Origin of the sequence: Idiomarina baltica OS145 (genome assembly GCF_000152885.1) — a bacterium.
In the GTDB taxonomy this organism is placed as follows: domain Bacteria; phylum Pseudomonadota; class Gammaproteobacteria; order Enterobacterales; family Alteromonadaceae; genus Idiomarina; species Idiomarina baltica.
In genome coordinates, this window is the sequence record NZ_CH672403.1 from 414,503 (window position 1) to 441,219 (window position 26,717).

The following is a 26,717-nucleotide window of genomic DNA, read 5'->3' on the forward strand; positions in this document are numbered from 1 at the left end:
CGAGAGGTGCGTATTCTACACACCGTCAGTTTTCTGTCAACACTTTTTTGAAAAAAGATTTTTTAGAAAACTTATGTTTTCGGCGACTTCGTTGTCTGCCTCAAACGTGGGGCGTATTTTAGACATTTATCTCCGTGGGTCAAGGGCTATTTTTCAATTTTAATTGATTTTTTTGCTGTTCGGTCAAAGTTAAATCAGTTCGTTTCTTTTATGACCAATTTTCCCAGTAGACTGTACAAACTATGCGCTTTTAAGCAAAACAGCTATAGTTAAATGCACAATTCGAAAAGACAAAAGATGATAGGAGTAGGGTTATGGCTGATATCCGTAGCTACCATGAAAAGGAGCCGCAATTAGGCGAGCGCGTCTATATAGATGATAGCTCAGTCATCGTAGGTGAAGTTACTATTGGCGATGATGCAAGCATCTGGCCACTCGTCGCAGCCCGTGGCGACGTTAACTATATCCATATTGGCGCTCGTACCAATGTACAAGACGGTTCTATTCTTCACGTGAGTCGCGCAAGCGCTGGTAAACCCGATGGCGATCCACTCATTATAGGAGAAGACGTCACTGTAGGACATCAATGCATGTTACATGGTTGTCGTATTGGTAACCGTGTATTAGTAGGAATGTCCGCTATCGTTATGGACGGCGTAGAAGTACAAGATGACGTCATCATCGGTGCGGGTAGTTTAGTTCCGCCGGGTAAAGTATTAGAGTCCGGCTTTCTTTATGTTGGTAGCCCAGTAGAAAAGAAGAGACCATTGAACGATAAAGAAATGTCATTCCTAAGTGCATCAGCAGAAAACTATGTTCGCTTAAAAGATGAGTATCTGATCGACGTTAAGCCAATATCGTGAATCACACTCGCAATTAATGAAAGCGCCGAGAGGCGAACTTGTTCAGTTGTAGCAGGTCACTTTTATCTTCTAAGCGACCTGCTACAACATGAACCACACCTTCACTCATCTCAATAACGCCCTTAACCCATAATAGTTGGGCCGATAAAAAAGCCTTTCTATATAGAGTCGCTGTATTGGCCCAAACTACAACATTCATATTGCCCGTTTCATCTTCTAAGGTTAAAAAAGTGACACCACTTTTAGTTCCCGGTCTTTGTCGACAAGTCACAAGACCGATAACCTCAATTACCTGCCCAGAGCGACAGCCTGCTAGAGTCTCGGCAGTAATACTCTTAGTCACTTCAGGGTGGTTGCGTATAAGCGCCATCGGATGTCGACGTAAGCTAAGTCCGGTACTCGCATAGTCTGCTTTTATATCCTCAGTCTCAGACGGCTTAATTGAGATTTCACTCTTATTATCAGCCACTTCATTAAAAAGTGGCATTTGCTGATCGCTGAGTGACAAAGCATCCCATTGGGCTTGATAACGATGTCCTGATAAAGATGTGAGTGCATCAGCTTTTGCTAGGGCTTGAATATCTGATTCATGTAAGCCCCCTCGACGTAACTGCTCAGTGTTAGCAAACAAAGCGTCTGCACGCGAGTTCAACAACAACGCGGTTCGTGAGCGAGATAGTCCGAAGATCTGGCGTAAGCCAATACGCACACAGTTCCCTTGGTCAGCAAGCCACTGGTAATCCCACTGACTATAATTAACATCCGCAGGTAGAAACCGAACACCATGGCGCTTTGCGTCTTGAATTAATTGGGACGGTGAATAAAAACCCATGGGTAAGCTATTTAATAAGCCTACAAAAAATGCCGCCGGATAGTGCACTTTTAGCCAAGCCGAGGCATACGCTAAATTAGCAAAGCTCGCCGAGTGTGATTCTGGAAAGCCATACTGACCAAAGCCACAAATCTGGTGAAACAGCCGTTGCGCAAAGGATTCACTGTAGCCTCGCGCTCGCATACCAGAAATCAGCTTATGCTCAAACTGCTGCAATTTACCAGTACTCTTCCAAGCTGCCATAGCACGTCTTAACTGATCGGCTTCACCCCCACTAAAGCCTGCCGCTACCATCGCCAACTTAATTGCTTGCTCTTGAAAGATAGGCACACCCAGCGTCCGTTGCAGAACTTGCCTCACTTCATCGCTGGGATAATCCACTTTTTCTTTACCGGCTCTTCGGCGTAAATAGGGATGCACCATATCGCCTTGAATAGGTCCTGGCCGGACAATCGCAATTTGTATGACTAAATCATAAAAAGTGTTGGGCTTAAGGCGCGGTAACATGTTCATTTGCGCGCGAGATTCAATTTGAAACACACCCACCGAATCACCTTGCTGCAAGGCCCGATAAACAACGGGATCTTCTTGAGGAATATCAGCCAACCCAAGCGTTAGATTACGTTTTTCTTTTAATAACCCAAGCGACTTACGTAATGCAGTCAGCATACCTAGCGCCAGCACGTCCACTTTCAATAGTTTAAGCACTTCAAGATCGTCCTTATCCCACTGGATAACAGTACGATCACGCATACTGGCATTTTCAATGGGGACGAGTTGAGTCAGTTCATTGGCAGCGATAACAAAACCACCCACATGTTGAGAAAGATGCCGTGGAAATCCCATTAGCTGCTCAGTTAAAGATAATAAGTGCTGTCCTCGTTTAGACTGAACGAGAGCAGGGTATTGCTCAGCAAGTTGCTCCTTCCAATTCTGTGTTTTATCCCGACGATCAAGGTTTTGTCGATACGTTTGTAGTTGTTGTTCGCTAAAACCAAGTGCTTTACCTACATCTCTAAAAGCACTTTTAAAACGATAGCGAATAACGGTTGCCGCTAAAGCTGCACGCTTACGACCGTACTTCTTGTAGATATACTGAATTACCTCCTCACGTCGCTCATGCTCAAAGTCCACATCAATATCAGGGGGTTCATCTCGCTCTTTGGATATAAAACGCTCAAACAACACATCGAACTGAGCGGGATTAACCGCGGTAATCTTAAGGCAGTAACAAACCACCGAGTTTGCCGCAGAGCCTCGCCCTTGATAGAAAATCCCCTGAGACTGAGCAAACTCTACTAGGTCATAAATGGTAAGAAAGAAATACTCATAGTGTTGCTCGGCTATCAGCTTCAGCTCTTTCTCATACTGACTCACAACTGACTCTGGAACGCCTTCTGGATAACGTTGCTGAGCACCCTGTTCTGTAAGGTGCCGTAAATACTGCTGTGCCGTCATACCTTTAGGCACCAGTTCGGCAGGGTATTCGTAACGTAACTCTGACAAACAAAAAGTGCAGCGGTCAGCTATTTTTGCAGACTCCGTTAACCAGTTGGCTGGGTAACACGCCTGTAATGCCTTTAGATCACGTAACCGACGTTCGCTGTTTAACGCACAGACCTCCGGATGCTGTACCAGCGACTGGTTAGCGTTAGTCGCACTCAGAATATCCAGTAATGGCTGCCGATTTTCGTCATGCATAACCGCGCCATTAGATGCTGTAACAGGTAATTTAACCTGTTGACTTAAGCGACAGACCATCCGAAATAAGGCTTTGTCATTATGTTGATAGTGTCTTTCGTAGAGTAACCATAAACGATCGCGCCAGTGACGCTTGAGTTGATGCCCCAAGTTTAAAGCTTTTGCGTAAGAAAGACCCTCGGTGTCGCACTGTGGCCACCATAGCAAAAGCGCTTCATCGAACCCATGCAAAAAGTCATCCAGCTGAACGGCGTATGAACCTTTCTCGGAACGTTGTCGAAATAAAGTGATTTTCTCACACAAGCCTGCATAAGCGCTGCGAGTAGGGCACAGCACCACAAAAACACCTGCTCCAGGCAGCATAAACTCACTCCCTACAATGAGTTTAATAGGCCGCTCGCGAGCCGCTTCATAGGCGCGTACCACACCAGCGACTGAGCATTCATCGGTTACTGCAATCGCCTCGTAACCGAGCTCTGTTGCTCGATCAACAAACTCACTAGGGTGAGAGGCTGAACGCAAAAAACTATAGTTCGACAAACAGTGCAGTTCTGCATAACGCATCAGCTAAACCACCCCTGTAAAAACCAGTGACTCTTTTCAAAGAAAAGCCAGCCTAGTCGTTGTTGCTCATCTTTAGCGAGCCAGTAATCTCTGCAGACTTCAGACGTTGACCACCAACCCGACTGGATTCGCTCGGGCCCTTCTAATAACTGCCAATGCTCAATTTGTACTAACTCGGGTTCCGTTAATAACCAAAGTGGTCGTCGCGGCGCATGCCGCTGAACTGTGAGTGTTGTCATTTGAGCGGCGCGCTGTTCATTGATTAAAGGGCGGGGATCACTCGATAGCTGCGGACTATAAACGGCCTTTTCGCCGAGTCGAGCTTGTAATCGGCTGACTAATTCTGTGACTGTTTGCTGATGTGCAACACCCTTTGTTAATAAGGACCCAGAGTCACGCGTCAATTCAAATAACTCAAGCGCTCTCATCTCAATAGCGATAACCGGCGCCGTAAGCGGGTAGCGATTCATTTGTAACTGCAATAAATTAAGAAACTCTGATGCCCGCCAACTATCCGAGGCTAACTTAAGCGGTACAGATGTTGGTTCCATATCACGGTGCTGTAACTCAATGGTTAACTGACGAATCACTTTTTGCCGCTGATATAAAAATTGCTCTAACTCTTGTAAGAGCCGCTTGAGAGGAAACAGCATACCTTGCCAGTGCTGTATTTCTGTTACTAAATCCAACTGCGTAATAAACGCATCGCGGGGACGGAAAAAGTCAAACGCTTGTGACTCATTGCCTTTTAAACGCTGAATATCATCCACCATACCTGCGCCAAAGCGCTTACCGATATCGGCTGCAGATAATGACCAAAGCTGTTTAAGTTGATGAATACCGGTGCTGAGCAGACGCTTTTCAATTTGAGAAGAAAGTAACAACTGCTTGATAGGTAAGTGCCCCAGCTCATGTTCAATCACACATCGATCCGTACTGAGTTGTTCAATACCTGCACACGCCAAACATTGTGCCGAGCGGGCACTAAACCCTAAACTCATCTGATAACTCACCCCTAGTGTATCGAGCTCTTCTTTTAAGTGATCGATTAAAGGTTGAGTACCTTGATAGAGCTTCAGTAGGCTATCAAGCTCGATAGCAATACCTTGCGGCTTAAACAGTACTTGTTTATCAACAGATAAATATAATCGCTCAGCCAGTCGCGTTAACACCCGCGACTCTTTTTCTTCAGAGTAGGGCATAAGTACGACATCGTTGACTAATGTATGGGCTAAAACCGTACTGTGACCCACTTCTAAACCTTGGCTAAGCGCAGTCTCATTGCACTGTAAAAGCCACTCTTTTTGATGCTCCTGATAAACCAGCGCGACGGGCAACGGCTGAATCTGCGGTTGCAAACGCTGTATGTTGTCGAGCAATAGCCGAGGAAAATGTAAATAAAGCCACAGTTTCATAAACTGATATTATTAACTGGCCAACCATAACGACGCTTAACAACATCCACTGTGTGATTTGGATGCAAATGCAGCCGGTTAGTATAGGCACGCGCTTCCACTGTTTTCTCAAGTGCTGTTAAGACAAAGCCCATTTGATGGCCTTGCTGCACTGCTTTTTGCCAACGCCGAACATAACTCGACTGATTTTCGGACTCGGGTTGCCATAAAAACGCAACACCCGCGCCGCTTTGTAGAATTTGTTCAAAAGCCCACGCCGCTTCGTTAGCCGAGGTGTTCAGTACAATATGCAAGCTATCGGCCTGCTTCAAGCGCCAGCGTAAACCCGCAGCCGATAGTAAAGCTGGGGGATTTAACCAAAATATAGGCTGGTTCATCTCGTGTAATTGTTCGAGTAACGGCCAAAGTAACTTTTGCTCTATAAAAGGAGAGTCGAGCTGCCACTCATGCACCGCATCAAACTGCCAACCACCACCTAACAACTCATTTAATGACGGATGTCCTGTACTGAGAAAACGCTGCTCTTGATAATGTGTTTGCCGTCCTTGCCAGAGCAGTCCTTTATTCACCAATTGCTTTAATTTCGGTTGCATTGTGTCACCCTCGCAATACTGTATATATGTACAGTATATTAAAAATGGTGAATTTCGCAACAGACAACCTTTATTTGTTCCGTTATGATTGTTGTTTTAAACAAAGGGAAGGGAATGCCACCATCATGATCCGTACACTCTTAATTCCGTTTCGCGTCCTTATCAATTTCACATGGGCAGCACTGACGACGGCGATTGTCGGGTTAATGGTGATCTTGGTGGGTATATTTAAACTGCTGCTTCCTATTCCGCCACTCACTCGGTTTTTCTCTCACCTAGCCAACTCAGTATTTCGTATCTGGGGCTATTGCATGTCAGTCACCTTTCAGCTCACTCAGCGAATGACTTGGCATATCGAGGGGGACTTAAATATTCACAAAAAAGGTTGGTACCTAATTATGGCCAACCATATGAGCTGGGTTGATATTCTGGTACTCATGCACCTAACACGCCGTAACGTGCCTATGCCTCGGTTTTTCTTAAAGTATCAGTTACTGTGGGTTCCCATTGTAGGAATGGGCTGTTGGACGCTTGATATGCCGTTTATGCGCCGCTACTCAAAAGAGAAACTACAGAAAAAGCCGCACTTAAAAGGCAAGGATATCGAAACCACCGCGCGCTCTTGTGCAAAGTTTAAACATATCCCCACCACGGTAGTGAATTTCTGTGAAGGCACACGCTTTACACCTGAAAAACACGCCAAAAAGTCGAGTCCTTACCAACATTTACTCACACCCAAAGCAGGTGGTACTGCCTTTGCTTTACAAATCATGGGTGATCAATTTGAGGCTATTCTTGATATAACCATCGTATACCCTGGTAACGATGATCGCCCGGTCGTTTGGCACTTACTGAGTGGCCAACTCCGTGATGTGTACGTTGATATAAAAACACGACCTATTACACCTGAATTAATCGGTGACTATCAAAATGATCCCGGGTTTAAGGCGTCGTTTCAAACTTGGCTCAATGAACGTTGGCAGGAGAAAGATGCCACTATCAGTCGCTTAAAAACAAAGGCGGAGCAAGATAACCAATAAGGACCAAACCGTATGGATTTAAACTTCATCAACGAATGGTTGAGCCAGCTCGGACTTGAAGGTGATTTACTGACCTACGCAGTGCTCGGCATACAATCCGTACTCGTCATCATCGCGGGTTATATTATTTATCAAGTCACCCGCTTAATCATCAATAAAACCATTCATCGCATGCTCAGAAAAGCCCCTGAGCGATGGTATAACTCTCTCGTAAACAGTGGTTTTTTTAAGCGGTGTGCTAATCTCGCCCCTGTTCTACTTATTAATCTATTTATTCCCGTAGTCTTCGTTGATGACTTCGAAAAATGGCAAGGTCCTCTACAAACCGCCGTTGGTATCTATTTAACGTGGGTGATCACCAGTATTTTATTGGCACTAGCGAACGTCGTTTCAATTGCTTACGAGTATTCAAGCAAGGCCAAAGAAGTCCCCATTACCGGTGTCATTCAAGTCGCCAAGCTCATATTAGTACTCATGGCAATTATCATCTCAGTTGCTATTGTGATGAATAAATCCCCTATGTATTTATTGAGTGGCTTTGGCGCCATGACGGCCATACTGATGGTAGTCTTTCGTGACACCTTAATGGGATTTGTTGCAGGGGTACAACTTGCAACTAACCGTATGGTTGGTATTGGCGACTGGATTCAAGTCCCAGATTCGGACGTCGACGGTACCGTTCAAGAAGTCGGTCTTATCACTGTAAAAGTGGAAAACTGGGATAAAACAACGGTTTACTTACCCACCTATGTGCTCATTCATCAATCATTTAAAAACTGGCAGGGGATGATTAACTCCGGAGGCCGTCGCATCAAACGATCGCTGATGCTCGATCTCGACAGTGCCCAGATACTTGATGACGAGACCCTTGAGTCATTGGCATCAAGCTACTTTAATGAATCTCTCGATGAGTGGCTCAACCGCCATCAGATGCAGAAGCCTGTTTCCAACTTAACGGCGTTTAGATGTTACGTGCAAGACTATGTAAGTGGTCATGAACAAATTCATGAGGATATGACGCTGATGGTACGCTTACTTGAGCCTACTGCCTCTGGATTGCCACTTGAGATTTATGCTTTCTCTAAGCAAACAAGTTGGACAGACTACGAGCAAATCCAGTCCATTCTATTCGAATACCTATACACGATTATGGGTGACTTTAAACTGAGCTACTATCAGTACTTCCCCAAAACACAGACCATCAAAAAGCAGCCTTCTGAGCAACAACGAGAAACTAATGATGACGAAAATGACCAGGATAGCAAAGATAAAGACGATCAATAGATAGAAAAAAGCCCCGCCATTTGGGCGGGGCTCTCATTCTGAATCTTTTTAAGACTTATTAAGTAAGTAACCTGCAAGCTTACTGAAGTCCGCAGCAAAGTCATCGCTGTCGCGGAAGCCCTGAGGCAACATTTTATATTTACCGTTTACGATAAACGTTGGTGTTGCACGCACGTCCATATCCGTCGCTTTACGGTCCATTTTACTCGCCGCTGCACGCACCGCGAAGCTCGACATAGCTTTATCAAACTCTTCGCCAGAAACACCATTTAAGATGAATACATTACGGATATCATCCTCGCTGGTCAGCATATTGCGCTGAGCAAAATTGTAATCGAATACGGCTGGAATAATTTTTTCTTCAATACCGAGTTTTTTAGCAACAACAAATGCTTTTGTCATCGTTTCACCCACATCATCTTTGGGACTTAAAAATGACACATGCATTTTCTCAAAAGCGTCTGGGTATTCCTTTTTAAGGCGCTCCGCAATAGGCTCAAAGCGATAACAGTGAACACAATAAAACGAGAAAAACTCGAGTATTTGCGCATCATCTGTCGCTTTATCAGAAATCACCTCATAATGAGTGCCTTCTTCAAACTCTTGTGCTTGCACCGCGCCTGTTACCATCAGTAACACACTCGCCAATCCTAACAACCAGTTTTTCATATGCTCTTACCTACTTAATTCGCTTCATTAATAACCGAGTTTAATGGGCGCCTCATCTAATGCAGCCCGCTGTTCTTTAAGCGCTAATATTTGTGACTCCCAGTAGCGAGCCTCGCTAAACCATGGAAACGCACGTTGAAAAGCACTGTCCTGCCAACGTTTAGAAAGCCATGCCATGTAATGAATGAGTCTAAACCCGCGTAAAGGTTCAATAAACGCAATTTCTTTTTTATCAAAATTGCAGAAATCTTGGTAGCCCTCAATTAACGCATCGAGCTGACACGTTTGATCTTCACGAGAGCCATTAAGCATCATCCAAAGGTCCTGTATTGCCGGACCCATACGGCAATCATCTAAGTCGACGAAGGTTAGTTCTGTATCATACTGCAATACGTTACCAATGTGACAGTCGCCGTGTAATCTTTGATAGGTCAAACTATCCCATGCAAACGTTTGTAGTGTTTCTGCTAACGGCGACAAAATGGCCCAGAACGCGGCTTCTAACTCTCGAGGTAATAGTTGTGACTGCTGCAATTCATCAATGGATTCCGATAGCAGTCGTTGAATGTCTAATGATTCACGAGCCTTAAATGCGTCTTTCTTTCCAACTTGATGCAAACGACCTATTTGCCGTCCGAGTCGCTCCAAGTCATCTAAATCGTTCGGCTCAAAAGCACGCCCACCAATGCTTGGAAACACCGCAAAGCGGTAACCTTCATATTCATGCAAAGATTGACCTGACACTTTTAGCGGCGCTACAACGGGGACTTCGTCATCGAGTAGTTGTTGAGAAAACAGATGCTCTTCTTCTATTTGAGCATTGCTCCAACGGTAAGGGCGATAAAACTTAGCGACATAGCGCATGCCCTCGTCACAGCGAAATTGGTAGACCCTATTTTCGTAACTATTGAGGGGAAGCAAACCGGAACTTGGGTAAATACCCAAGCTCTCGATAGCATTGATAACTACATCGGGCAACAGACCTGCGAATGCAAAGTCCTTGTCATTAACCATAGTGACCTATTGATAAATAAAGCGAGATTCTTGCTTTATAGTAACACCTTCTGATGTCTCCGAGGTCACAACAAAGTTAAATTCGGTAATTGAATCACTCAATTCGGTTGGCGGTACCGCCAGGGTTATAGGTAAACTACCCACTTCTCCTGCACCCACTGATTTCTCAGCATTGCCAATCAAACGATACTGCGACAAGCCTTCTACATCAATCTTGTACGTTTGATCGATCTGCGACTTATTGACAATTTTCAGGGTATACACGTTTTCTATCTCGCCCTGAATATTTTCTTGATACAGAGAGTTGCGGTCACGCAATACATCCACCTCAAGCGGAACCCGTGTTGCGACATCCCAAATCATCACCGAAGTGACAACTAACATGATGACGAAGTAGCCAATTGTTTTCATTCGCCACGGATTGGTTTTCTTAGATTTATCCGTCGTGTTGAGGTTGCGTTCAGTGGTAAATCGAATCAAACCACGAGGATAATTCATCTTATCCATCACATCGTTACAGGCATCAATACACGCACCGCAATCGATGCACTCATATTGTAGGCCGTTACGAATATCAATACCTGTTGGGCAGACCTGAACACACATATAGCAATCAATACAGTGCCCGAGCCCCTTTTCTGCCGGATCCGCTTTGCGTGAACGTGGTCCGCGCGGCTCGCCTCGGTTTGCATCATAACTGACCGTATAGGTGTCTTTATCAAACATCGCTGATTGAAAACGCGCATAAGGGCACATGTGAGTACACATGATCTCACGCATGTAGCCTGCATTACCGTAGGTACAGAACGCGAAGAACAAAACGGAAAAGGTTGCCCAGAAACCAGCGTCTAAGGTGAAGAAGTCAGCAAAAAGTTGGCGCACATCGGTAAAGTAGCCGACAAAGGTCAATGACGTGAGTAGCGCAACTGAAATCCAACCCAGTTGTTTACCGGTTTTACGCCAGAACTTGTCAAAGTCCATTTTACGTTCGTCCAGCTTGATGCGCTTGTTACGCGGTCCTTCAAACTTCTTCTCAAACCACATGAAAATAAAGGTCCAAGTGGTCTGCGGACACATAAAGCCACACCAGACACGTCCCCAGATTGTGGTCACAAAAAACAATGCAACAGCTGCAACAATCGCGAACCACGCCAACACCGTGAAGTCTTGTGGCCATAATGTGAGGCCGTAGATCCGGAAGCGTTGTTCCATGATATCCAGCAAGACCGCCTGCTGGCCGTTGTAGGTTAACCAAGGAATGAGTGCAAAAATAGCAAGAAGAATGAAGCCCCAAGAACGCCGAAAGTATTCCATCCCGCCTTTGACGTCACGAACATAGATACGATTGCGAGCCGTGTCTGAGCCGCCTTTTTTGGAAGGACGCTGGATTTTGACCTTATCGGCCGATTGAACTGTGACTTTTTGTTCCATGACATTACCACTAGAAACAGATCATTGTGCGAGCAGTATAACAGTTATCGTATAAAGCCGCATTACTCTGCTGAATTTAAGATGCAATCTAAAAGTATGTTTGCACCCGCCTCCACATCATGCCAGTGAGACCATTCATCAGGAGCATGGCTCACACCATTGACCGAGGGAATAAAGATGAGTCCAGCCTGCGTAATCTCTGAAAAAAACTGCGTATCGTGACCCGCACCACTAGGCATTCTGATGCAGCTTAAGTTACGCGCTTTGGCGCTTTTTTCTATGATCTGCGTCAACTTATCTGAACAGGATTGAGGCTTTAACCAACTGACTTGTTCATACTCAAACATCAACCGATGCTTCCGAGCGATAGCTGACAAGGCTTTCCGACACGCATCAGCAAGATCATTCATCACCTCATTACTCATATCACGGCCGACAATCGTAAATATGGCCTCACCCGGCACAGTATGTGGACTACCAGGTTTGAGCTCAACCTTACCTACAGTGATGCGCGTTTTATCGGTGCCATCCTCGGCAATAATACGCTCAATTTCATGTGCAAAATCAGCTAATCCCATAAACGCATCGCTGCGCATATTCATCGGAGCGGTGCCGGCATGGTCAGCTTTGCCTTTTAAATGCACAATCCATTTAAACACGCCTGAAATGCCCTCAACGGCGCCGATACTCACCTCTTCATTAAAGAGCACAGGACCTTGCTCGATGTGTAGCTCGTAAAACGCCTTTAAGCGACTCGGTGGCCATGCAGCGTCGAGCACATCCATGACATCCAAGTCATGCTTTGCCATCGCATCTTTCAAGTACACCCCATCAGCATCATGCGCAGACATCAACCAATCCATATTGACTACGCCAGCCAGTGCTTGCGAACCCATCATACCACCGAAACGACCTTCCTCTTCTGCCGTACCAACGACCCATACAGGATGTTTCAGCTTTACATCGTTTTCTTTCAACGTGCGCAATACTTCAAGTCCAGCCAGTACACCGAGCGCACCATCAAACATACCGCCTGCAGGCACTGTATCAAGATGAGATCCTGTTAAAACGGCGGGGGTCTCATGGTAATCGCCGATGCCCGCGAACACATTACCCGCACCATCCATATGACATTTAAAGCCTTCTTGTTCGGCCAAGTTTAGAAACCACCGACGAGCCTCCATGTCTGCATCGGTGAAGCCCCACCGATACACACCGTGGTCCGACTCGTTATAACCAATTTGGGAAAGCTCTCGTAACGTAGATTTCAGACGTTCAGCATTGATATTCATAGTTCCTCCGCTCATTGTATTAATAAGCTTAGGACACATCTTTGAAAAGATAAAAAAAGCCCACCGACAAGCGGTGGGCAAAGCGTTGTGAGCAGTTGGGGCTGCTCTAGACAGGGATCGGAGCACAGCTCCTAGGGGGGTTACGACAGTTTACGTGCAGTCAATGCTGCATTAAGTACCGCCGCCAACTTAATTGATGTTTGAATCGCTTGTGCTGTGACATCATGTTGAACGAGTGTCTTCACGTGCGAATCAATACATAAACCACAACCATTTAACGCTGAAACAGCGAGCGAGAACAACTCAAAATCCGCTTTATCGACACCGGGATTTGCCATCGCATTCATCCGCAAACCTGCTGGCATCTTAGAAAATTGTTTATCACTCGATAAGTGAAGAAAACGATAATAAACGTTGTTCATCGCCATGAGCGTTGCCGCTAACTTTGCCGCCTGCTTCACGCTATCTTCGACTTTATCACCAGTCTCGTTCTCAATCGTCTGAATGAGTTCTTCATCGCCTAAGCTGTAAGCCAAGGATAAAGCAGTACCATAGAATTGGTCTGTCGTTAGACCGGATGTATCGACGCTGTTAAACAGACTCGACAAATTCAGCTTAGTATCTTTGCCGTGGTCGCCTAACAACTGTTTGTAATCTGCAATCGCCATCATTACCTCTACTTCGACGAGTCATTCATCAAGGGGACTCAAATGAGTCCCCAACCAATCATCACTTACAGAGTGTCACCACCGACAGCGCGGTTGCATGGGCACAGCTCATCAGTTTGTAAACCATCTAAGATACGTAGAATCTCAGCAGGGTTACGTCCGACGTTTAAGTTGTTCACTGATACGTGCTGAATAACGTTGTGTGGGTCCACAACAAAAGTCGCACGTAATGCCACGTTTTCTTCTTTGTCGCGCACACCTAAGCCATCGACAAGTGAACCATTGTCAGCAAATGAGTACTGGTTCAAGCGGTCAAGGTCAGGGTGCTCACGGCGCCATGCTAACTTAACGAATTCATTATCCGTGCTGCCACCTAAAACCACAGCATCGCGGTCAGCAAACTCTTCGTTCAACTTAGCGAATTCAACGATCTCAGTGGGGCATACAAAGGTGAAATCTTTTGGATAAAAGAAAATAATTTTCCATTTACCTGTAAAGCTGTCTTGCGTCACTGTCTCGAACGCGCTTTCGCCATTTTCTTCTGGCATATTAAATTTTGGCTTCGCAGCAACTACACTGAAATCGGGTAACTTATCGCCTACTGTCAACATAATGTCTTCTCCTAATCGTTGAGAGGTGTCTTAACGTTTCGAGAAGCATACTAGGGCAAGTTTTTGATTGGATAAAACGAATAAAACCTATTAAGATAATCGAAAAAGCAATAACCACAGGTGAATAATGAGCAAATTACCGAGTTTGAAAAATCTGAACTACCTGATTGCATTACATCAGCAGCAAAACTTTAATCGCGCCGCAGCCGCCTGTAACGTCAGTCAGTCGACGCTAAGTAGCGGCATTCAGAACCTAGAAGAGCAATTGGGCTGCCAATTGATCGAGCGTGACCATAAGTCATTTTTGTTTACTGCGCTCGGTGAAGAGGTCGTTGAACAAGCGAGAAAGATTATCACCTCGACCGAGGAGCTGATGCACTATGCCAAAGGCCATGGCAATATTATGGAAGGCCCTGTACGCCTAGGTATTATCCCTACCATCGCGCCTTTCGTCGTCGCTGAACTGAGTCGTCGCGTTCAGGCCAAGTTTACCAAACTCGATCTACAGATTTCTGAAGACACCACGGCCAATTTATTGAGTGCTCTACGCGACGGTGAGCTGGATATATTGCTGTTAGCGCTACCGATGGATATTCATGGCAACCAGAAGTGGTTACTCGGGCGCGATCCGTTCAAATTGGTTGCGCACAAAGAAATAGCTGATCAGCTTGGAGAGCCCGTTGACTACGATAAGCTACCCGATGGTAGTATTTTCTTGCTCGAGAAAGAGCACTGTTTAACGGGACATGCGGTATCGGCATGCCAATTAACCGATACGGTTAAAGTCAATCCGTTTACGGCGACAAGCTTACACAGCCTAGTTCAGATGGCCGACGCTAAGAAAGGTGCCACTTTTATGTCACAAATGGCGATTGACCGCGGCATCCTTGATAACACCGACCTCAAGCCTTTGAAGCCAGCAGGTCAGGAAGCGTTCCGTGATATCGGTATGGTTTATCGACCCACCACAAGTCGACGCCAAACTTTTCGTAAACTGGCAGAACTCATCGCGCCGTTACTGCCAGTGAATACGCTGAACTGAGTCTATCGCCTACGTGCTGGCGGAAGCGGATAACGCTCCGCCAGACTGATACTTTCACCATCCGGTTTAATGACACGCGCATGGCGGCGATTAAGCTGACGCGGATCGGTGACCCCACACGAATGAGCAATTATATTAACGCCGTACTCAAGGTATTTGTGGTAATTGGCGACACGTTCCGATTTATCTTGCGGGTCTAAGCCACGTTGCAATTTAGGGTCATCAGTCGTCACACCGGTCGGACAAGTGTTTTTATTACACTGCATGGCTTGAATACAACCGAGTGAAAACATAAAACCACGGGCTGAGACAACAAAGTCCGCTCCCATCGCAATCGCCCACGCAACATCCGCAGGCGAGATCATTTTGCCAGAGCAAATAATACGAATACGTTTGTGTAAACCGGCTTCTGTTAACTTATCGACCAAGATAGGCAGGCTCTCTGAAAGCTTTAGCCCGACATAATCAATGAGTGGCTGTGGTGCCGCTCCTGTACCACCATCCGCACTATCGAGCGTAATAAAATCTGGGGCCGCTTCTTCACCGCGGCTGAGTATGCTATCGACTAACTCGTCTATCCAACTTGGGTCACCCATGACAAACTTAAAGCCCGTGGGTTTGCCGGTAATCGTGCGTACTTTATCGATGAAATCGAGTAGCTCTTCATTATTGCTAATTTCAGGGTGGCGGTTAGGGCTAATCGCATCTTCACCCACCTTAATACCACGAATTTCGGCAATTTCTTGATTGACCTTAATGCCCGGTAGAATACCGCCTTTACCTGGTTTGGCGCCCTGGCTTAATTTAATTTCAAACATTTTAACCGAATCATGTCGCCCTAATTCAGCTAGACGTGACTCATCGAGTTTGCCGTCTTTCGTGCGCACACCAAACTTTGCTGTGCCCATCTGAAAAACCACATCGCAGTGACCCGATAAATGATAGGGCGATAAGCCACCTTCCCCGGTGTTAAGCCAGCAACCAGCCTTCTTTGCTCCTGCAGATAACGCTTTAACGGCAACCGGCGATAACGCGCCATAACTCATGCCGGAAATATGAAAATATGATGTCGGCGAGTAGGGCTTTTCGCAATACGGACCAATTTTTACGGGTTGCGGACTCACCGATTGCTCGGCTAGTGGCGGATAGGGCGCATTACTAAAAATAATCGTCCCTGTGCGAGTCAAATCTCGGGTCGAGCCAAAAGCAACATTACGATCGGCGTTTTTAGCGGCGCGATATACCCAACTTCGTTGCGCTCGGTTAAAAGGCATTTCCTCGCGATCCATGGCGAAAAAATATTGCCGCATAAATTCGCCCATACGTTCAAATATATAACGAAAGCGACCAACTACAGGGTAGTTACGCCTGATCGTATGACGCGTTTGTATTTTATCAACAACATACATCACACCCACACTAACGACGAGCGTAATGATGCCTAAAACAAAAAGCGCTACTAACCACTGAGCAACGGTTAGTAGCGCTGAGTTATCAAACCAAGATTGACTTTGCATTATCGAGCTTCTTGTACCTTATTCAGTGAAGCTGTGATTGAATCCGCATTAACACGATCCATTGAATGCGTTTGCAATTGACTCCAATCGACAGGTCCACCGACGTGTTCCTCAATTAATCGACGGCTTTCATCCTTGGTGAGAGGACCATCTACTTTGATGGTATATAAGCCATCACCCTCGTTATTTTCTGCATTCGCAGAGTCCGGCAAATAAATTGTACCGTTGTTAAAGTCCACAGCGTAAGCAATAAGACCAGGAATAACGAATAATAATAAGCCAACACCGTTCAGAGCTGCGACGCCAGCATCAATACGTCCACCCGTTTGACCTTTACGCTCAGGATATAACAAAGTTCCGCACGCAGTTAAGTGCAAAATCAGTGTGACACTCACGGCTGCCTTTAACAATGACTTGGATTTCATAAGCTTTCCTTTAGTTTTGTAATTAATAGTTAACAACATTATTAAGTAAGGCTGTGATTTATAAAGAGATCAAGAAAAGTCATCAAAATCTTAAATTAATACGTATACTAAAAATATTAAAAACTATACAAGTTAATTATGGAGGCTCCATGAAAAGCAACCTCACTGCAGTAGCAGCTGCGCTTTTGTCAGCGACGATGAGTACCTCAGCACTCGCGCAAGAAGTCGAGACAGAACGTCACACGCTGTCGCTAGAGACCATTAGCGAAGGACTTAACCACCCTTGGGGAATCGCCTTTTTACCATCGGGCGATATGCTGGTTACCGAGCGTTCAGGTACGCTAAATATTATTACTCAAGAAGGTCAGAAAACACCCATACAAGGTACGCCTGAGGTGGTTGCAAAAAGCCAAGGCGGTCTACTAGACGTTAACATCGATCCCGACTACGCAGATAATGGCTGGGTCTATATCAGTTATTCAGAAAAAGACCCCAAAGGAGGTAATGGCAATAGCACCGCCGTTATGCGAGGTAAAATTGACGGAGATAAATGGACTCAAGGCGAGGTTATTTTCCGCCAAGCGCCAAAGTATGAAAGTAACGCTCACTTCGGGTCCCGTCTTGTATTCTCTCCCGAAGGGCATCTATTTATTACTTTAGGCGAGCGTTATTCCAGAATGCAAGATGCACAAACGTTAGATAATCATCACGGAAAAATTGTGCGTATTTGGCCCGATGGCTCAATCCCTAAAGATAATCCCTTTGTCGGCAATGACGATGCACTTGACGAAATCTGGTCTTATGGACACCGCAACGTCCAAGGTGCCGCTATTCATCCTGATACGGGCGAGCTATGGACGATTGAACATGGCCCACAGGGCGGTGATGAAGTTAATATTCCCAAAGCAGGTAAGAACTATGGTTGGCCGACCATCACTTATGGCGAAGACTACGGTGGCGGTGAAATCGGTATTGGCACACATAAGGAAGGCATGGAGCAACCGTTTTACTACTGGCTTCCTTCAATTGCCACGGCTGGCTCAATTTTCTATACCGGCGATAAATTTCCAAAGTGGAAAGGCGATTTACTGGTGACTGCCTTACGCGGACAAACAATTGCACGATTAGATCTTGAAGAAGGTCGTGTTCTGCACGAAGAACGGATGTTAGAAGACGCAACCAGCTTCCGTATCCGTGATATTGAACAAGGTCCTGAAGGATTCTTATATATCCTGACCGATGCCGATAGTGGCCAACTTATTAAACTGTCACCCGTAAAATAATTATGAAGTATTTACGCACAATAACAGGGCTGGCTCTTGCGCCAGCCCTTTGTTTTAGCCAAGAAATTAATGAAATCATCGAGGTGAATGCGCAGCAGTCCGGTAGCGAATGGCGCATGACCCCCGGTAGCGTTGATCTTATCGATATCAACCAGCAACTGCCATCTTTGAATATTGATGCGGGAGATACACTTCGCGCCATTCCGGGTATTCAGGCGGATACACGCTACAACTATGCCCAGGACACGCGTCTCGTCGTGCGTGGATTCGGTGCACGCGCAGCATTCGGTGTGCGTGGCTTGCAGTTGAATGTCGATGGTGTACCTCTGTCCATGCCTGATGGCCAAGCGCAAACCTCAAGTATCATTTTAGACGAAGCAGAAACAGTCGAAGTGTTCCGCGGTCCACTCGCTGTTCTATACGGCAACACGGGCGGAGGCGTGTTCGAATGGAACACGCGTGCACCACAGCGAACCACGAGTGAGATTGCTGTAGCCGCAGGTGCCAACGATCTTACCCGCGCCAAAGGCCAGTTTGACTGGGTCAATGATGCCCACAAATTGCGCTTCATCGCCACCGACTTGTACACCGCGGGACCTCGCCCTCACAATACGGCAAAGCGGCAGCAACAAGGATTGCGGTACTACTTTGATATCAACGACCAACAACAACTTATCCTACGGTACGACAACAACAACGCACCATTGTTAGAAGATCCAAGTGCGCTAACCCCCAGTGCTTGGCGCCAAAACCCCGACCAAACCGTCAGTCGAGCCATTGATTTCAATACCCGAAAATCCATTCATCATCGGCAAGGTTCTCTGACATGGAAGCTCGACGCAGATGGTTATCGCGCACGCATTGCGGCTTGGCAGGGTGATCGCGACGTTGTCCAGTTCCTACCCTTCGCAGGAGATGCCATTGGTAGCTCGGGCGCCGTGATCGATTTATCACGCCAGTTCGAAGGCAGCTCAGCTTATGTAGAGTGGCAAGCCACAGCGCAAACAGATATCGGTTTTGGTTTGCGATACGAGCGCCAGCAAGACCACCGGTTCGGTTTTGTGAACGATGAAGGTGAAAAGGGTGACTTGCGTCGCAGCGAGTTTAACTATGTTAGGAAGCAAGCCGTTTATACTCGTTTAACGCATCGGTTTAATGAACAATGGCGAATAACCGCTGGCGCTCGACACAGCCGCTTTGACTTCTCGGTAGACGACCAGTTTATTATGCCAGGCGATCCCGATGACAGCGGTCAAAATGAGCTCAGTGATAACTCCGGAGCGGTCGGTCTTACATGGGCGTTTGCGCCGCGTTGGTCAACCTATATCAGCCTAGGGTCAGGCTTCGAAACACCCACCTTGACTGAGTTGGCTTATCGTAATAATGGCAGTGGCCTCAATACCGAACTATCGCCCAGTCAATATCGACAAACCGAATGGGGCTTAAAGTTTAATTCAGCAGGGCGGTTTTCCTCGCAATTGGCAATGTTCGATATTCAGTCTGAGGACGACATTGTTATTGATCAATCGAACGACGGACGCACGACCTACCGCAACGCAGGTGAGACTGAGCGTCAAGGTATCGAGTGGCAGCTTAACGTACAGCTAACTGAGCAATTAGATAGCTTTGTATCCTATAGTTATATCGATGCCAACTATCAAGGAGGTCTTTATAACGGTAATCAACTGCCTGGGGTCGCTGACAGCCAATGGTTTACAAGACTCACTTGGCACCCCACACAAGCCACTCAAGTTCAATTACTTGGACAATATCGCGGTGAAACTTACGCCGACGATAGTAATACAGTAAAAGCACCGAGCTACGTAAAATGGGATTTGGCCATAACCCAGCAATGGCAAATAGCCGAGAACGAGTTTGAAGCTTGGCTTCGAGTGGATAATTTGTTGGATAGAAACTACGTAGGAGCAGTCGTTGTTAATCAGGGCAGTGGTCGTTCATTTGAACCCGGAATCGGTCGTTCGGCAAGTATCGGGATTAGCTGGCATCATCTATTTTGATGCCAGCTCTATTATCATACGATTACAACATTGCCCGTAACACATCGAGCAAACGCTCAGCCGTTTGCTCAGATGATGCCGGGTTTTGACCCGTAATCAGCATACCATCCTGCACAGCATAAGACTGCCAGTCGTCAACCTTACGATAGTGACCGCCTTTTGCTGATAACTCATCCTCGAGGAGGAAAGGAACCACGTCTGATAAACCGACGCCGTCCTCTTCGGAGTTACTAAATCCAGTAACCGTGCGACCTTGGACTAAAGGGTCTCCGCCCGGTGTTTTTGCATTAAGCAGTACCGCAGGGGCATGACATACTGCCGCGACAGGCTTACCTTTCGACCAAAACTTTTCAATCAAATCAATCGACTGTTCATCGTTAGTGAGATCCCACAATGGACCATGTCCACCTGGGTAAAAGATAGCATCAAAATCATCAACACAGACTTCATCTAGCTTGCATGTACTACTGAGCTTGTTCTGCGCATCCTGATCTTCATTAAAGCGTTTCGTCGCCTCTGTTTGAGCATCTTCCGCTTCACTATTCGGATCAATCGGTGGTTGCCCGCCTTTAGGCGAAGCAATTGTCACATCCGCGCCAGCATCGACAAACGTGTAAAACGGTGCGGCAAATTCCTCTAACCAAAACCCTGTTTTATTACCCGTATCACCTAACTCATCGTGAGACGTCATAACCATTAAAATCTTCACGGTTTACTCCTTAGCGTTTGTACTCGTGCCTTTAATACGTTTTCAGCTTTCAGATTGATCAGTTTGACCTTCAAGCCAACGATAAAGCGTGCGCCGCGTGACCCCTAAAATCTCCGCCGCTTTCTTCTTATTGCCACCCACATGATTCATAACGTCCTGAATATATGCATCTTGATGGGCTTGCAATGTATGCCAGTGTGGCTGCTTATCGGCTATCGGATCACGCACTTCCAGCATGCGCTCGGGTAAATCATCGACTTGTAAATGGTGCGACTGCGCGAAAGTCACCGCGCGCTCAATCGCGTTTTGTAGTTCTCGGACGTTGCCAGGAAAACGATAACGATAGAGTATATCCAAAGCATCGGTATCAATGTCAGTGATACGCTTGCCTGCCCTTTCTGCATACACACTAATAAAGTGATGCGCTAAACGCTCAACGTCCTCACCTCGCTCCCGCAACGCGGGGACTTTCACACTGAAGGTTTCTAGTCGGTAAAATAAATCTTCACGAAACTCGCCATCCCGCACACGCTGCTCTAAGTTTTGATGGGTTGCAGCAATAATACGTACATCAACTTTTTCTTCCTCATCACTGCCTACCGCGCGTAGCGTACCTTCTTGTAACACCCGCAGCAGTTTAGCTTGAAGTGCTAACGGCATTTCACCGATTTCATCAAGCAATAGAGTGCCACCATCAACCTGTTTGAACAGCCCCAAGCGTTTACCCTGAGCGCCGGTGAACGCCCCTTGCGTATGACCAAAAAACTCACTTTCCATAAGTTCTGAGGGTATACCCGCACAATTGACCGCTTGAAAAGACTTATCACGCCGCTCGCTAAGCTCATGGATTGCGCGTGCAACCAGCTCTTTACCGGTGCCGGATTCGCCCGTAATAAGTACACTACCTCCGGCTGTGCCGAGCCGCTCAATTTGATGATACAACTTGCGCATTGCGGGACTTTGCCCGATAAGGCCCGCGGGTCCTTTTTGCTGTGACTTAAAACGAGTCAACTCTTGCTTTAATAAGCGGTGCTCCAACACACGTTGAACACTCAGAAGCAGGTGCTCAACATCAAGTGGCTTAGTCAAAAAGTCAGCTGCCCCTTGTTTTAGCGCATCAACCGCCTGGTCGACAGTGGCAAACGCAGTAATAAGAATAAGTGCAGGAGCGCCCGCCTCTCTGACATGCTCAAGTAGTGACAAACCTGAAGAACCGGGTAAGCGAATATCACTGACAACGACATCAACCGAAGGCAGCTCAGCTTGATAGTCCTCGGTTGATGGAAAGGCAAAAACTTTGTAGTCCTCTGCTTCAAGCTCCTCAACAAGTAGCTCACGTAGCGCTGAATCATCTTCAACAACGGCGATTTGCGCTTTACTCGCTGTCATTCGAACCTCCTGTCTTTAGTACCTTTTGAGGAAGTGACAAAATAACGCAACAACCACCTTCAGGGCGGTTCTCAAGCTTCAACTCACCCTCGTGATCGCTCATGATGTGCTGCACAATAGTCAATCCCAGCCCCGTGCCTTCACCGGTTGTTTTGCTACTGTAAAAAGGCGAGGTGGCATGTGCTTGAGCGCGCTGAGTGAGTCCGTCGCCATCATCCATAATCATGATTTCGGTCGAGCTAGGTGTTTGACTCACAGCAATACGCACCTCTGATTTAGCCGCTTGATACGCGTTTCGTAGTACATTCACTAACGCAAGCTCCATACGCGAGACATCAACCGTACAAACATCATCGCCCTGATACTCAACAACACGCTGGATATCATCATTCTCCAGCTCAAACCCCACACTGGTGTATGCACGCTCTATCAGCACTTTTATTGCCACTTGTTGGCGTTCGCTCACAGGCGTGCGAGAAAAGGCGAGTAGTTGATTGACCAATCTTGTTAAGCGATGCACTTGCCCTCGAATGGCTTGTAACTGACGCCTGTCATCTTCAGAATCGGTATGCCGTAAAAGCTTTTTAGCACGATTATCAATCACCGTAAGCGGTGCACCTAGCTCGTGAGCGACACCACTCGAAACCGAACCGATAGCCGCCATTTTTTCTTGTTCACGTAAGGCTTCATTTAGACGCTGCTCTTCTTGACGTCTATCCCGGATCTCTTGCTCGGCACGAGTGACCGCTTCTAGCATCTCGTTAAGACCTTGGCTTATCGCGACGATCTCGCTCGGTCCATGGGTATCAACCCGAACATCGCGCCGTCCTTCAGCGACCTGTTGCATAATATTGCGAAGATACAAAACATGGCGCCCAACGCCGCGATAATGACCAAAAACTAAAACGGCAATCGTCACCACGGCAAAAATAAACCAACTAATCCACGCTACTTGGCTTAGTTGCTCAAACCGTTCATCAAAATCGCTGGCGCGTCGATTAATTTGCAGAAGGCCAATAATACGGCCGCCACGATCAACAATAGGAAGGAACTGGGAAAACACCTCACGCCCCTCAACTTGACGGTAGTCATCTTGTGAGACGCCAGTTTGTACAGTTTGTCGAGCTAACCAACTGTCTGATAAGTCAGTCTCAGTAACACCTGCCTCTGCGACTTGCTGACCATTTACGTCATAAACTGAAGCGCCATAAACGCGTCCAATATTAAAAACCGAATCTAAGTTCGCTTGCACAGTCGCCAAGTCATTGTTTAAAAGCGCATCACTGATCGGCAAACTAATCGCCCGCCCAATCAATTTAAGATCGGTCTTAAGACGTTCCTCTTCTTGCTGACCCGCTATATTCAATCCAAACGTTATCGCAGCCCCAGAAATTAATAGCATTGGAATAACCACATAAAGCAATAAACGGCGCTGAATACTCGAGAGCGGTAAAGTGTATCTTTTTGTCACATTACCTCCTTTGTGTGTATCAAAAGGATACATAAGAAATCGTAAATTTTCCTTGTTTGATTACAGGTATTTATTTTTTCCTTATTTTTCATGATGTTAAAAACTTGGCACAGTATTCGCTTTATCTAAAGTGATTAAATTTCTTGAACAACAGGAGTTCACGATGAAAAAGACAATGATTGCAATCGCATCAGCAATGACATTAGCGACTACTGCAGCCGCTGCGCAAACTCAAGACAACGCAGCACAAAATCAAATGGCACAACAGCAAGCTCAGCAAAAAATTACTGAAGGCATGCTGGTCAAGTTTGTCGCTGCAATGGAAGACGTTCAAAAAGTAACGACGAAATATCGCGACAAATTTCAAAATGCTGAAAATCAAGAAGAAGCGCGTAGCATCCAGCAAGAAGCGCAGAAAGAGATGATCGCAGCAGTGAAAGACTCTGGTCTTTCACCACAACAGTACAACATGATCATTCAACGCGCTCAAAGCGATAAAGAGTTGCGTTCTCGCCTTAAAGAAATGACTTCAGGTGAAGGTAACTCGTAAGCATCGATGTTAACGTTAATTTAAAGGGCGGTCATAGTACCGCCCTTTTTTGATCATAATTGACCTCCACAACGTAGCATTTAATATTCACACGAATTTAAAAGGAGTGTCTTAGTGAAAGCAGCAGACCTCATGGTAAAAGCTCTCGAAAATGAGGGTGTACAATATGTGTTCGGTATCCCAGGAGAAGAGAATCTCGATTTACTTGAATCTCTCTCAAACTCATCAATTGAACTGGTGTTAACGCGCCATGAGCAAGCTGCGGGCTTTATGGCGGCGACCTATGGGCGGTTGACAGGAAAGCCGGGGGTTTGTTTATCAACACTTGGGCCTGGAGCGACCAATTTAGTGACATCCGTTGCTTATGCACAACTTGGTGCGATGCCAATGGTCGTGATCACGGGACAGAAGCCAATAAAAGATCGGCCGCAAGGTCAATTCCAGATCATTGATGTCATCGATATGATGACGCCTATCACCAAGTACACTCAACCGATTATCAGTGCAAAGACGATACCTTCACACGTGCGGGAGGCTTTCCGTCGTGCCGAAGATGAACGACCAGGTGCAGCGCACCTTGAGCTATCAGACGATATTGCAGCTGAAGAAGTGGATGCTACCCCAATTACACCGAGTTACTCGCGTCGTCCAATTACTGAGCATAAGTCTGTCGATTACGTTTTGAAACTGCTTAAGGAAGCTAAGCATCCGCTCATCGTCATTGGTGCCGCAGCCAACCGTAAAATTACGGCAAAAATGCTTCGTGCGTTCGTCGATAAAACAGGAATTCCATTTATCACAACGCAAATGGGTAAAGGTGTCATTAATGAAGATCACCCACGTTGGTTAGGGAATGCAGCGGTATCTGATGGCGATTACCCACATCGTGCCATAGAACAAGCTGACTTAATCCTCAATGTCGGCCACGATGTCGTTGAGAAACCGCCATTCATGATGAAACCTGATCAACGCAAGGTGGTTCATATTAACTTCCAAGGCGCCCAAGTCGATTCTGTTTATTTCCCACACGCCAGTATGATTGGCGATATCGGCAACAGCATTTGGCAGCTTAAAGAAGGTATCGAGCCGCAGTCTCATTGGGATTTTGAATTTATGCTGAAAGTCCGCGAACACATGCGTGACCACACCGACGAAGGCGCACATGACGAGGCTTTCCCTATGCTACCTCAGCGCCTAGTAGAGGAAGTGAGAGAAGTTATGCCAGACGACGGCATCATTGCGTTGGACAACGGTATTTATAAAATTTGGTTTGCTCGCAATTATCCTGCACGCCAGCCAAACACCGTGTTGCTCGATAATGCACTGGCCTCGATGGGCGCCGGTTTACCATCTGCCATGGCTGCTAAACTGGTCCACCCAAACCGCAAGGTAGTTTCTATCTGCGGCGACGGCGGCTTTATGATGAATTCGCAAGAAATCGAAACCGCTGTTCGTATGAATCTCGATTTGGTTGTGCTTATTCTTAACGACAGCGCTTACGGTATGATTAAGTGGAAACAAGAGCACATGGGTTTGCACGACTTTGGCTTGGACTTTAAGAACCCTGACTTTATCAAATACGCGGAAGCTTACGGTGCTAACGGCTACCGGTTAGAAGCAACAGAAAAATTGCAGCCACTGATGCGTGACTGCATGGAGAAAGGTGGCGTGCACATCATCGACGTTCCCGTTGATTACTCACGCAATGTTGAATTACTCAACGAGGAAATTCCTAAACGCGCAAAAGCGATCCAAGCCTAATCTTTAAGGCTTGGATGCGTATCTGCAAAGATAGGATAGTCGTTAATTTTGTCTAAAAATGCCTGCAGCTTGGGGAATTCGTTTAACGAAATCAGTGAACGAAAGAGTCCCCAGCTCAGGAAACAGCCTAAGCGCAGTTCACCATCGCTGAACGGATGCGGTCCCTCATAAGCAACAGCATGGTCACGGCTCTCCATTAAAGCGAGAATTTCATGCACGCGCTCATGCTGGCGCTTCATGTAGCCATTGTTTTCTGGCGTCACACCTTCCTTGCTCAATAAGAACAGATTAATGGTGGCGTCCATCGCTGTATTCACCAAACAATACTGGTCAAAGTCAGTGGTGTCCGCGAAAAAACGCTCGCCGTTCTTTTCACGCACATATTTTAATATGCTCGAAGAATCAAAAAAGCGCAGGTCGTTATGATGTAAAAAAGGCACCTTTTTAGCAGGACTCAGCTTTGCACTCATATCGTGATCAGTCTCGGTAAACGAATACGCTAACCCCGTTTCTTTAAAGGCAATACGACAGTGCCGTACATACGGTGAAGTATAACTACCAAACAGTTCCATAAA

Annotated in this window: 23 protein-coding genes; 8 read left to right on the forward strand and 15 right to left on the reverse strand. The window is 46.3% G+C overall.

Annotated elements, in window-relative coordinates; genetic code table 11:
* The first annotated feature begins 314 nt into the window (after positions 1–314).
* On the forward strand, positions 315–863 hold the full coding sequence (locus OS145_RS03345) for a gamma carbonic anhydrase family protein (protein ID WP_006954694.1): 549 nt from the start codon (positions 315–317) through the stop codon (positions 861–863).
* A 13-nt stretch (positions 864–876) separates the two neighbouring features.
* On the opposite strand, the gene OS145_RS03350 is transcribed toward OS145_RS03345, so the two are convergent.
* The 3 genes from OS145_RS03350 to OS145_RS03360 are packed head-to-tail and all read right to left on the reverse strand — an operon-like array spanning position 877 to position 5,968.
* Positions 877–3,960 (reverse strand): error-prone DNA polymerase, encoded by a 3,084-nt coding sequence (locus tag OS145_RS03350; protein ID WP_006954696.1) that lies wholly within the window; start codon positions 3,958–3,960, stop codon positions 877–879.
* A complete protein-coding gene (locus tag OS145_RS03355; RefSeq protein WP_006954697.1) occupies positions 3,960–5,375 on the reverse strand; it encodes a Y-family DNA polymerase in 1,416 nt (471 codons plus the stop codon). Before OS145_RS03355 ends, OS145_RS03350 begins: the two co-directional genes overlap by 1 nt.
* Positions 5,372–5,968 carry an ImuA family protein gene (locus OS145_RS03360; RefSeq protein WP_006954698.1) on the reverse strand — a complete coding sequence of 199 codons (597 nt, stop codon included), beginning with the start codon at positions 5,966–5,968 and terminating at the stop codon, positions 5,372–5,374. The genes OS145_RS03355 and OS145_RS03360 overlap by 4 nt, the downstream gene beginning before the upstream one ends.
* Before the next feature lie 125 nt (positions 5,969–6,093).
* Here OS145_RS03360 and OS145_RS03365 point away from each other — a divergent pair, with 125 nt between their 5' ends.
* Positions 6,094–7,008, forward strand: coding sequence for a 1-acylglycerol-3-phosphate O-acyltransferase, YihG family (locus tag OS145_RS03365; protein ID WP_006954700.1), 915 nt, complete (start codon positions 6,094–6,096; stop codon positions 7,006–7,008).
* A gap of 12 nt (positions 7,009–7,020) precedes the next feature.
* The gene (locus OS145_RS03370) at positions 7,021–8,292 is read left to right on the forward strand and encodes a mechanosensitive ion channel family protein (protein ID WP_006954702.1); all 1,272 of its coding nucleotides are present in this window, start codon (positions 7,021–7,023) and stop codon (positions 8,290–8,292) included.
* A gap of 48 nt (positions 8,293–8,340) precedes the next feature.
* Here the strand turns inward: OS145_RS03370 and OS145_RS03375 are convergent, their stop codons facing one another.
* From OS145_RS03375 to OS145_RS03400, 6 genes are all read right to left on the reverse strand, one after another.
* Positions 8,341–8,961 carry a thiol:disulfide interchange protein DsbA/DsbL gene (locus OS145_RS03375; protein ID WP_006954704.1) on the reverse strand — a complete coding sequence of 207 codons (621 nt, stop codon included), beginning with the start codon at positions 8,959–8,961 and terminating at the stop codon, positions 8,341–8,343.
* 27 nt (positions 8,962–8,988) lie between these two features.
* Complete coding sequence (locus OS145_RS03380) at positions 8,989–9,975, reverse strand: serine/threonine protein kinase (protein ID WP_006954706.1); 987 nt, start codon at positions 9,973–9,975, stop codon at positions 8,989–8,991.
* A 6-nt stretch (positions 9,976–9,981) separates the two neighbouring features.
* Positions 9,982–11,406, reverse strand: coding sequence for a cytochrome c oxidase accessory protein CcoG (ccoG, locus tag OS145_RS03385; protein WP_006954708.1), 1,425 nt, complete (start codon positions 11,404–11,406; stop codon positions 9,982–9,984).
* Positions 11,407–11,468: 62 nt separating this feature from the next.
* A complete protein-coding gene (locus OS145_RS03390) occupies positions 11,469–12,698 on the reverse strand; it encodes a Zn-dependent hydrolase (protein WP_006954712.1) in 1,230 nt (409 codons plus the stop codon).
* Between the two features lie 140 nt (positions 12,699–12,838).
* Positions 12,839–13,369 carry an alkylhydroperoxidase AhpD-related protein gene (locus OS145_RS03395; RefSeq protein ID WP_242603646.1) on the reverse strand — a complete coding sequence of 177 codons (531 nt, stop codon included), beginning with the start codon at positions 13,367–13,369 and terminating at the stop codon, positions 12,839–12,841.
* A gap of 62 nt (positions 13,370–13,431) precedes the next feature.
* Positions 13,432–13,977 carry a peroxiredoxin gene (locus OS145_RS03400; RefSeq protein ID WP_006954714.1) on the reverse strand — a complete coding sequence of 182 codons (546 nt, stop codon included), beginning with the start codon at positions 13,975–13,977 and terminating at the stop codon, positions 13,432–13,434.
* Between the two features lie 127 nt (positions 13,978–14,104).
* Between OS145_RS03400 and OS145_RS03405 the strand changes: the two genes are divergently transcribed.
* Positions 14,105–15,019 (forward strand): hydrogen peroxide-inducible genes activator, encoded by a 915-nt coding sequence (locus OS145_RS03405; RefSeq protein WP_006954718.1) that lies wholly within the window; start codon positions 14,105–14,107, stop codon positions 15,017–15,019.
* A 2-nt stretch (positions 15,020–15,021) separates the two neighbouring features.
* Here the strand turns inward: OS145_RS03405 and OS145_RS03410 are convergent, their stop codons facing one another.
* Positions 15,022–16,536 (reverse strand): FMN-binding glutamate synthase family protein, encoded by a 1,515-nt coding sequence (locus OS145_RS03410; protein ID WP_006954720.1) that lies wholly within the window; start codon positions 16,534–16,536, stop codon positions 15,022–15,024.
* Positions 16,536–16,961 carry a hypothetical protein gene (locus tag OS145_RS13480; protein WP_006954722.1) on the reverse strand — a complete coding sequence of 142 codons (426 nt, stop codon included), beginning with the start codon at positions 16,959–16,961 and terminating at the stop codon, positions 16,536–16,538. The genes OS145_RS03410 and OS145_RS13480 overlap by 1 nt, the downstream gene beginning before the upstream one ends.
* A gap of 149 nt (positions 16,962–17,110) precedes the next feature.
* On the opposite strand from OS145_RS13480, the gene OS145_RS03420 reads away from it, so the two are divergent.
* Positions 17,111–18,244, forward strand: a complete 1,134-nt coding sequence (locus OS145_RS03420; protein ID WP_006954724.1) for a PQQ-dependent sugar dehydrogenase — start codon at positions 17,111–17,113, stop codon at positions 18,242–18,244.
* A 2-nt stretch (positions 18,245–18,246) separates the two neighbouring features.
* Entirely contained in the window at positions 18,247–20,262 is a 2,016-nt protein-coding gene (locus tag OS145_RS03425; protein WP_006954725.1) for a TonB-dependent receptor family protein, read from the forward strand.
* A gap of 22 nt (positions 20,263–20,284) precedes the next feature.
* Here the strand turns inward: OS145_RS03425 and OS145_RS03430 are convergent, their stop codons facing one another.
* From OS145_RS03430 to OS145_RS03440, 3 genes are read right to left on the reverse strand one after another with little or no spacing between them, the layout of a single operon-like run.
* A complete protein-coding gene (locus tag OS145_RS03430; RefSeq protein WP_006954726.1) occupies positions 20,285–20,971 on the reverse strand; it encodes a type 1 glutamine amidotransferase domain-containing protein in 687 nt (228 codons plus the stop codon).
* Positions 20,972–21,013: 42 nt separating this feature from the next.
* Entirely contained in the window at positions 21,014–22,360 is a 1,347-nt protein-coding gene (locus OS145_RS03435; RefSeq protein ID WP_006954727.1) for a sigma-54-dependent transcriptional regulator, read from the reverse strand.
* A complete protein-coding gene (locus OS145_RS03440; protein WP_242603647.1) occupies positions 22,347–23,831 on the reverse strand; it encodes a sensor histidine kinase in 1,485 nt (494 codons plus the stop codon). The genes OS145_RS03435 and OS145_RS03440 overlap by 14 nt, the downstream gene beginning before the upstream one ends.
* 163 nt (positions 23,832–23,994) lie before the next feature.
* On the opposite strand from OS145_RS03440, the gene OS145_RS03445 reads away from it, so the two are divergent.
* Together OS145_RS03445 and OS145_RS03450 are read left to right on the forward strand one after the other, a co-directional pair.
* A complete protein-coding gene (locus OS145_RS03445; protein ID WP_006954729.1) occupies positions 23,995–24,381 on the forward strand; it encodes a DUF4168 domain-containing protein in 387 nt (128 codons plus the stop codon).
* A gap of 114 nt (positions 24,382–24,495) precedes the next feature.
* A complete protein-coding gene (locus OS145_RS03450) occupies positions 24,496–26,142 on the forward strand; it encodes an acetolactate synthase large subunit (protein WP_006954735.1) in 1,647 nt (548 codons plus the stop codon).
* On the opposite strand, the gene OS145_RS03455 is transcribed toward OS145_RS03450, so the two are convergent.
* Complete coding sequence (locus OS145_RS03455) at positions 26,139–26,714, reverse strand: glutathione S-transferase family protein (RefSeq protein WP_006954736.1); 576 nt, start codon at positions 26,712–26,714, stop codon at positions 26,139–26,141. The genes OS145_RS03450 and OS145_RS03455 overlap by 4 nt on opposite strands.
* Positions 26,715–26,717 lie beyond the last annotated feature (3 nt).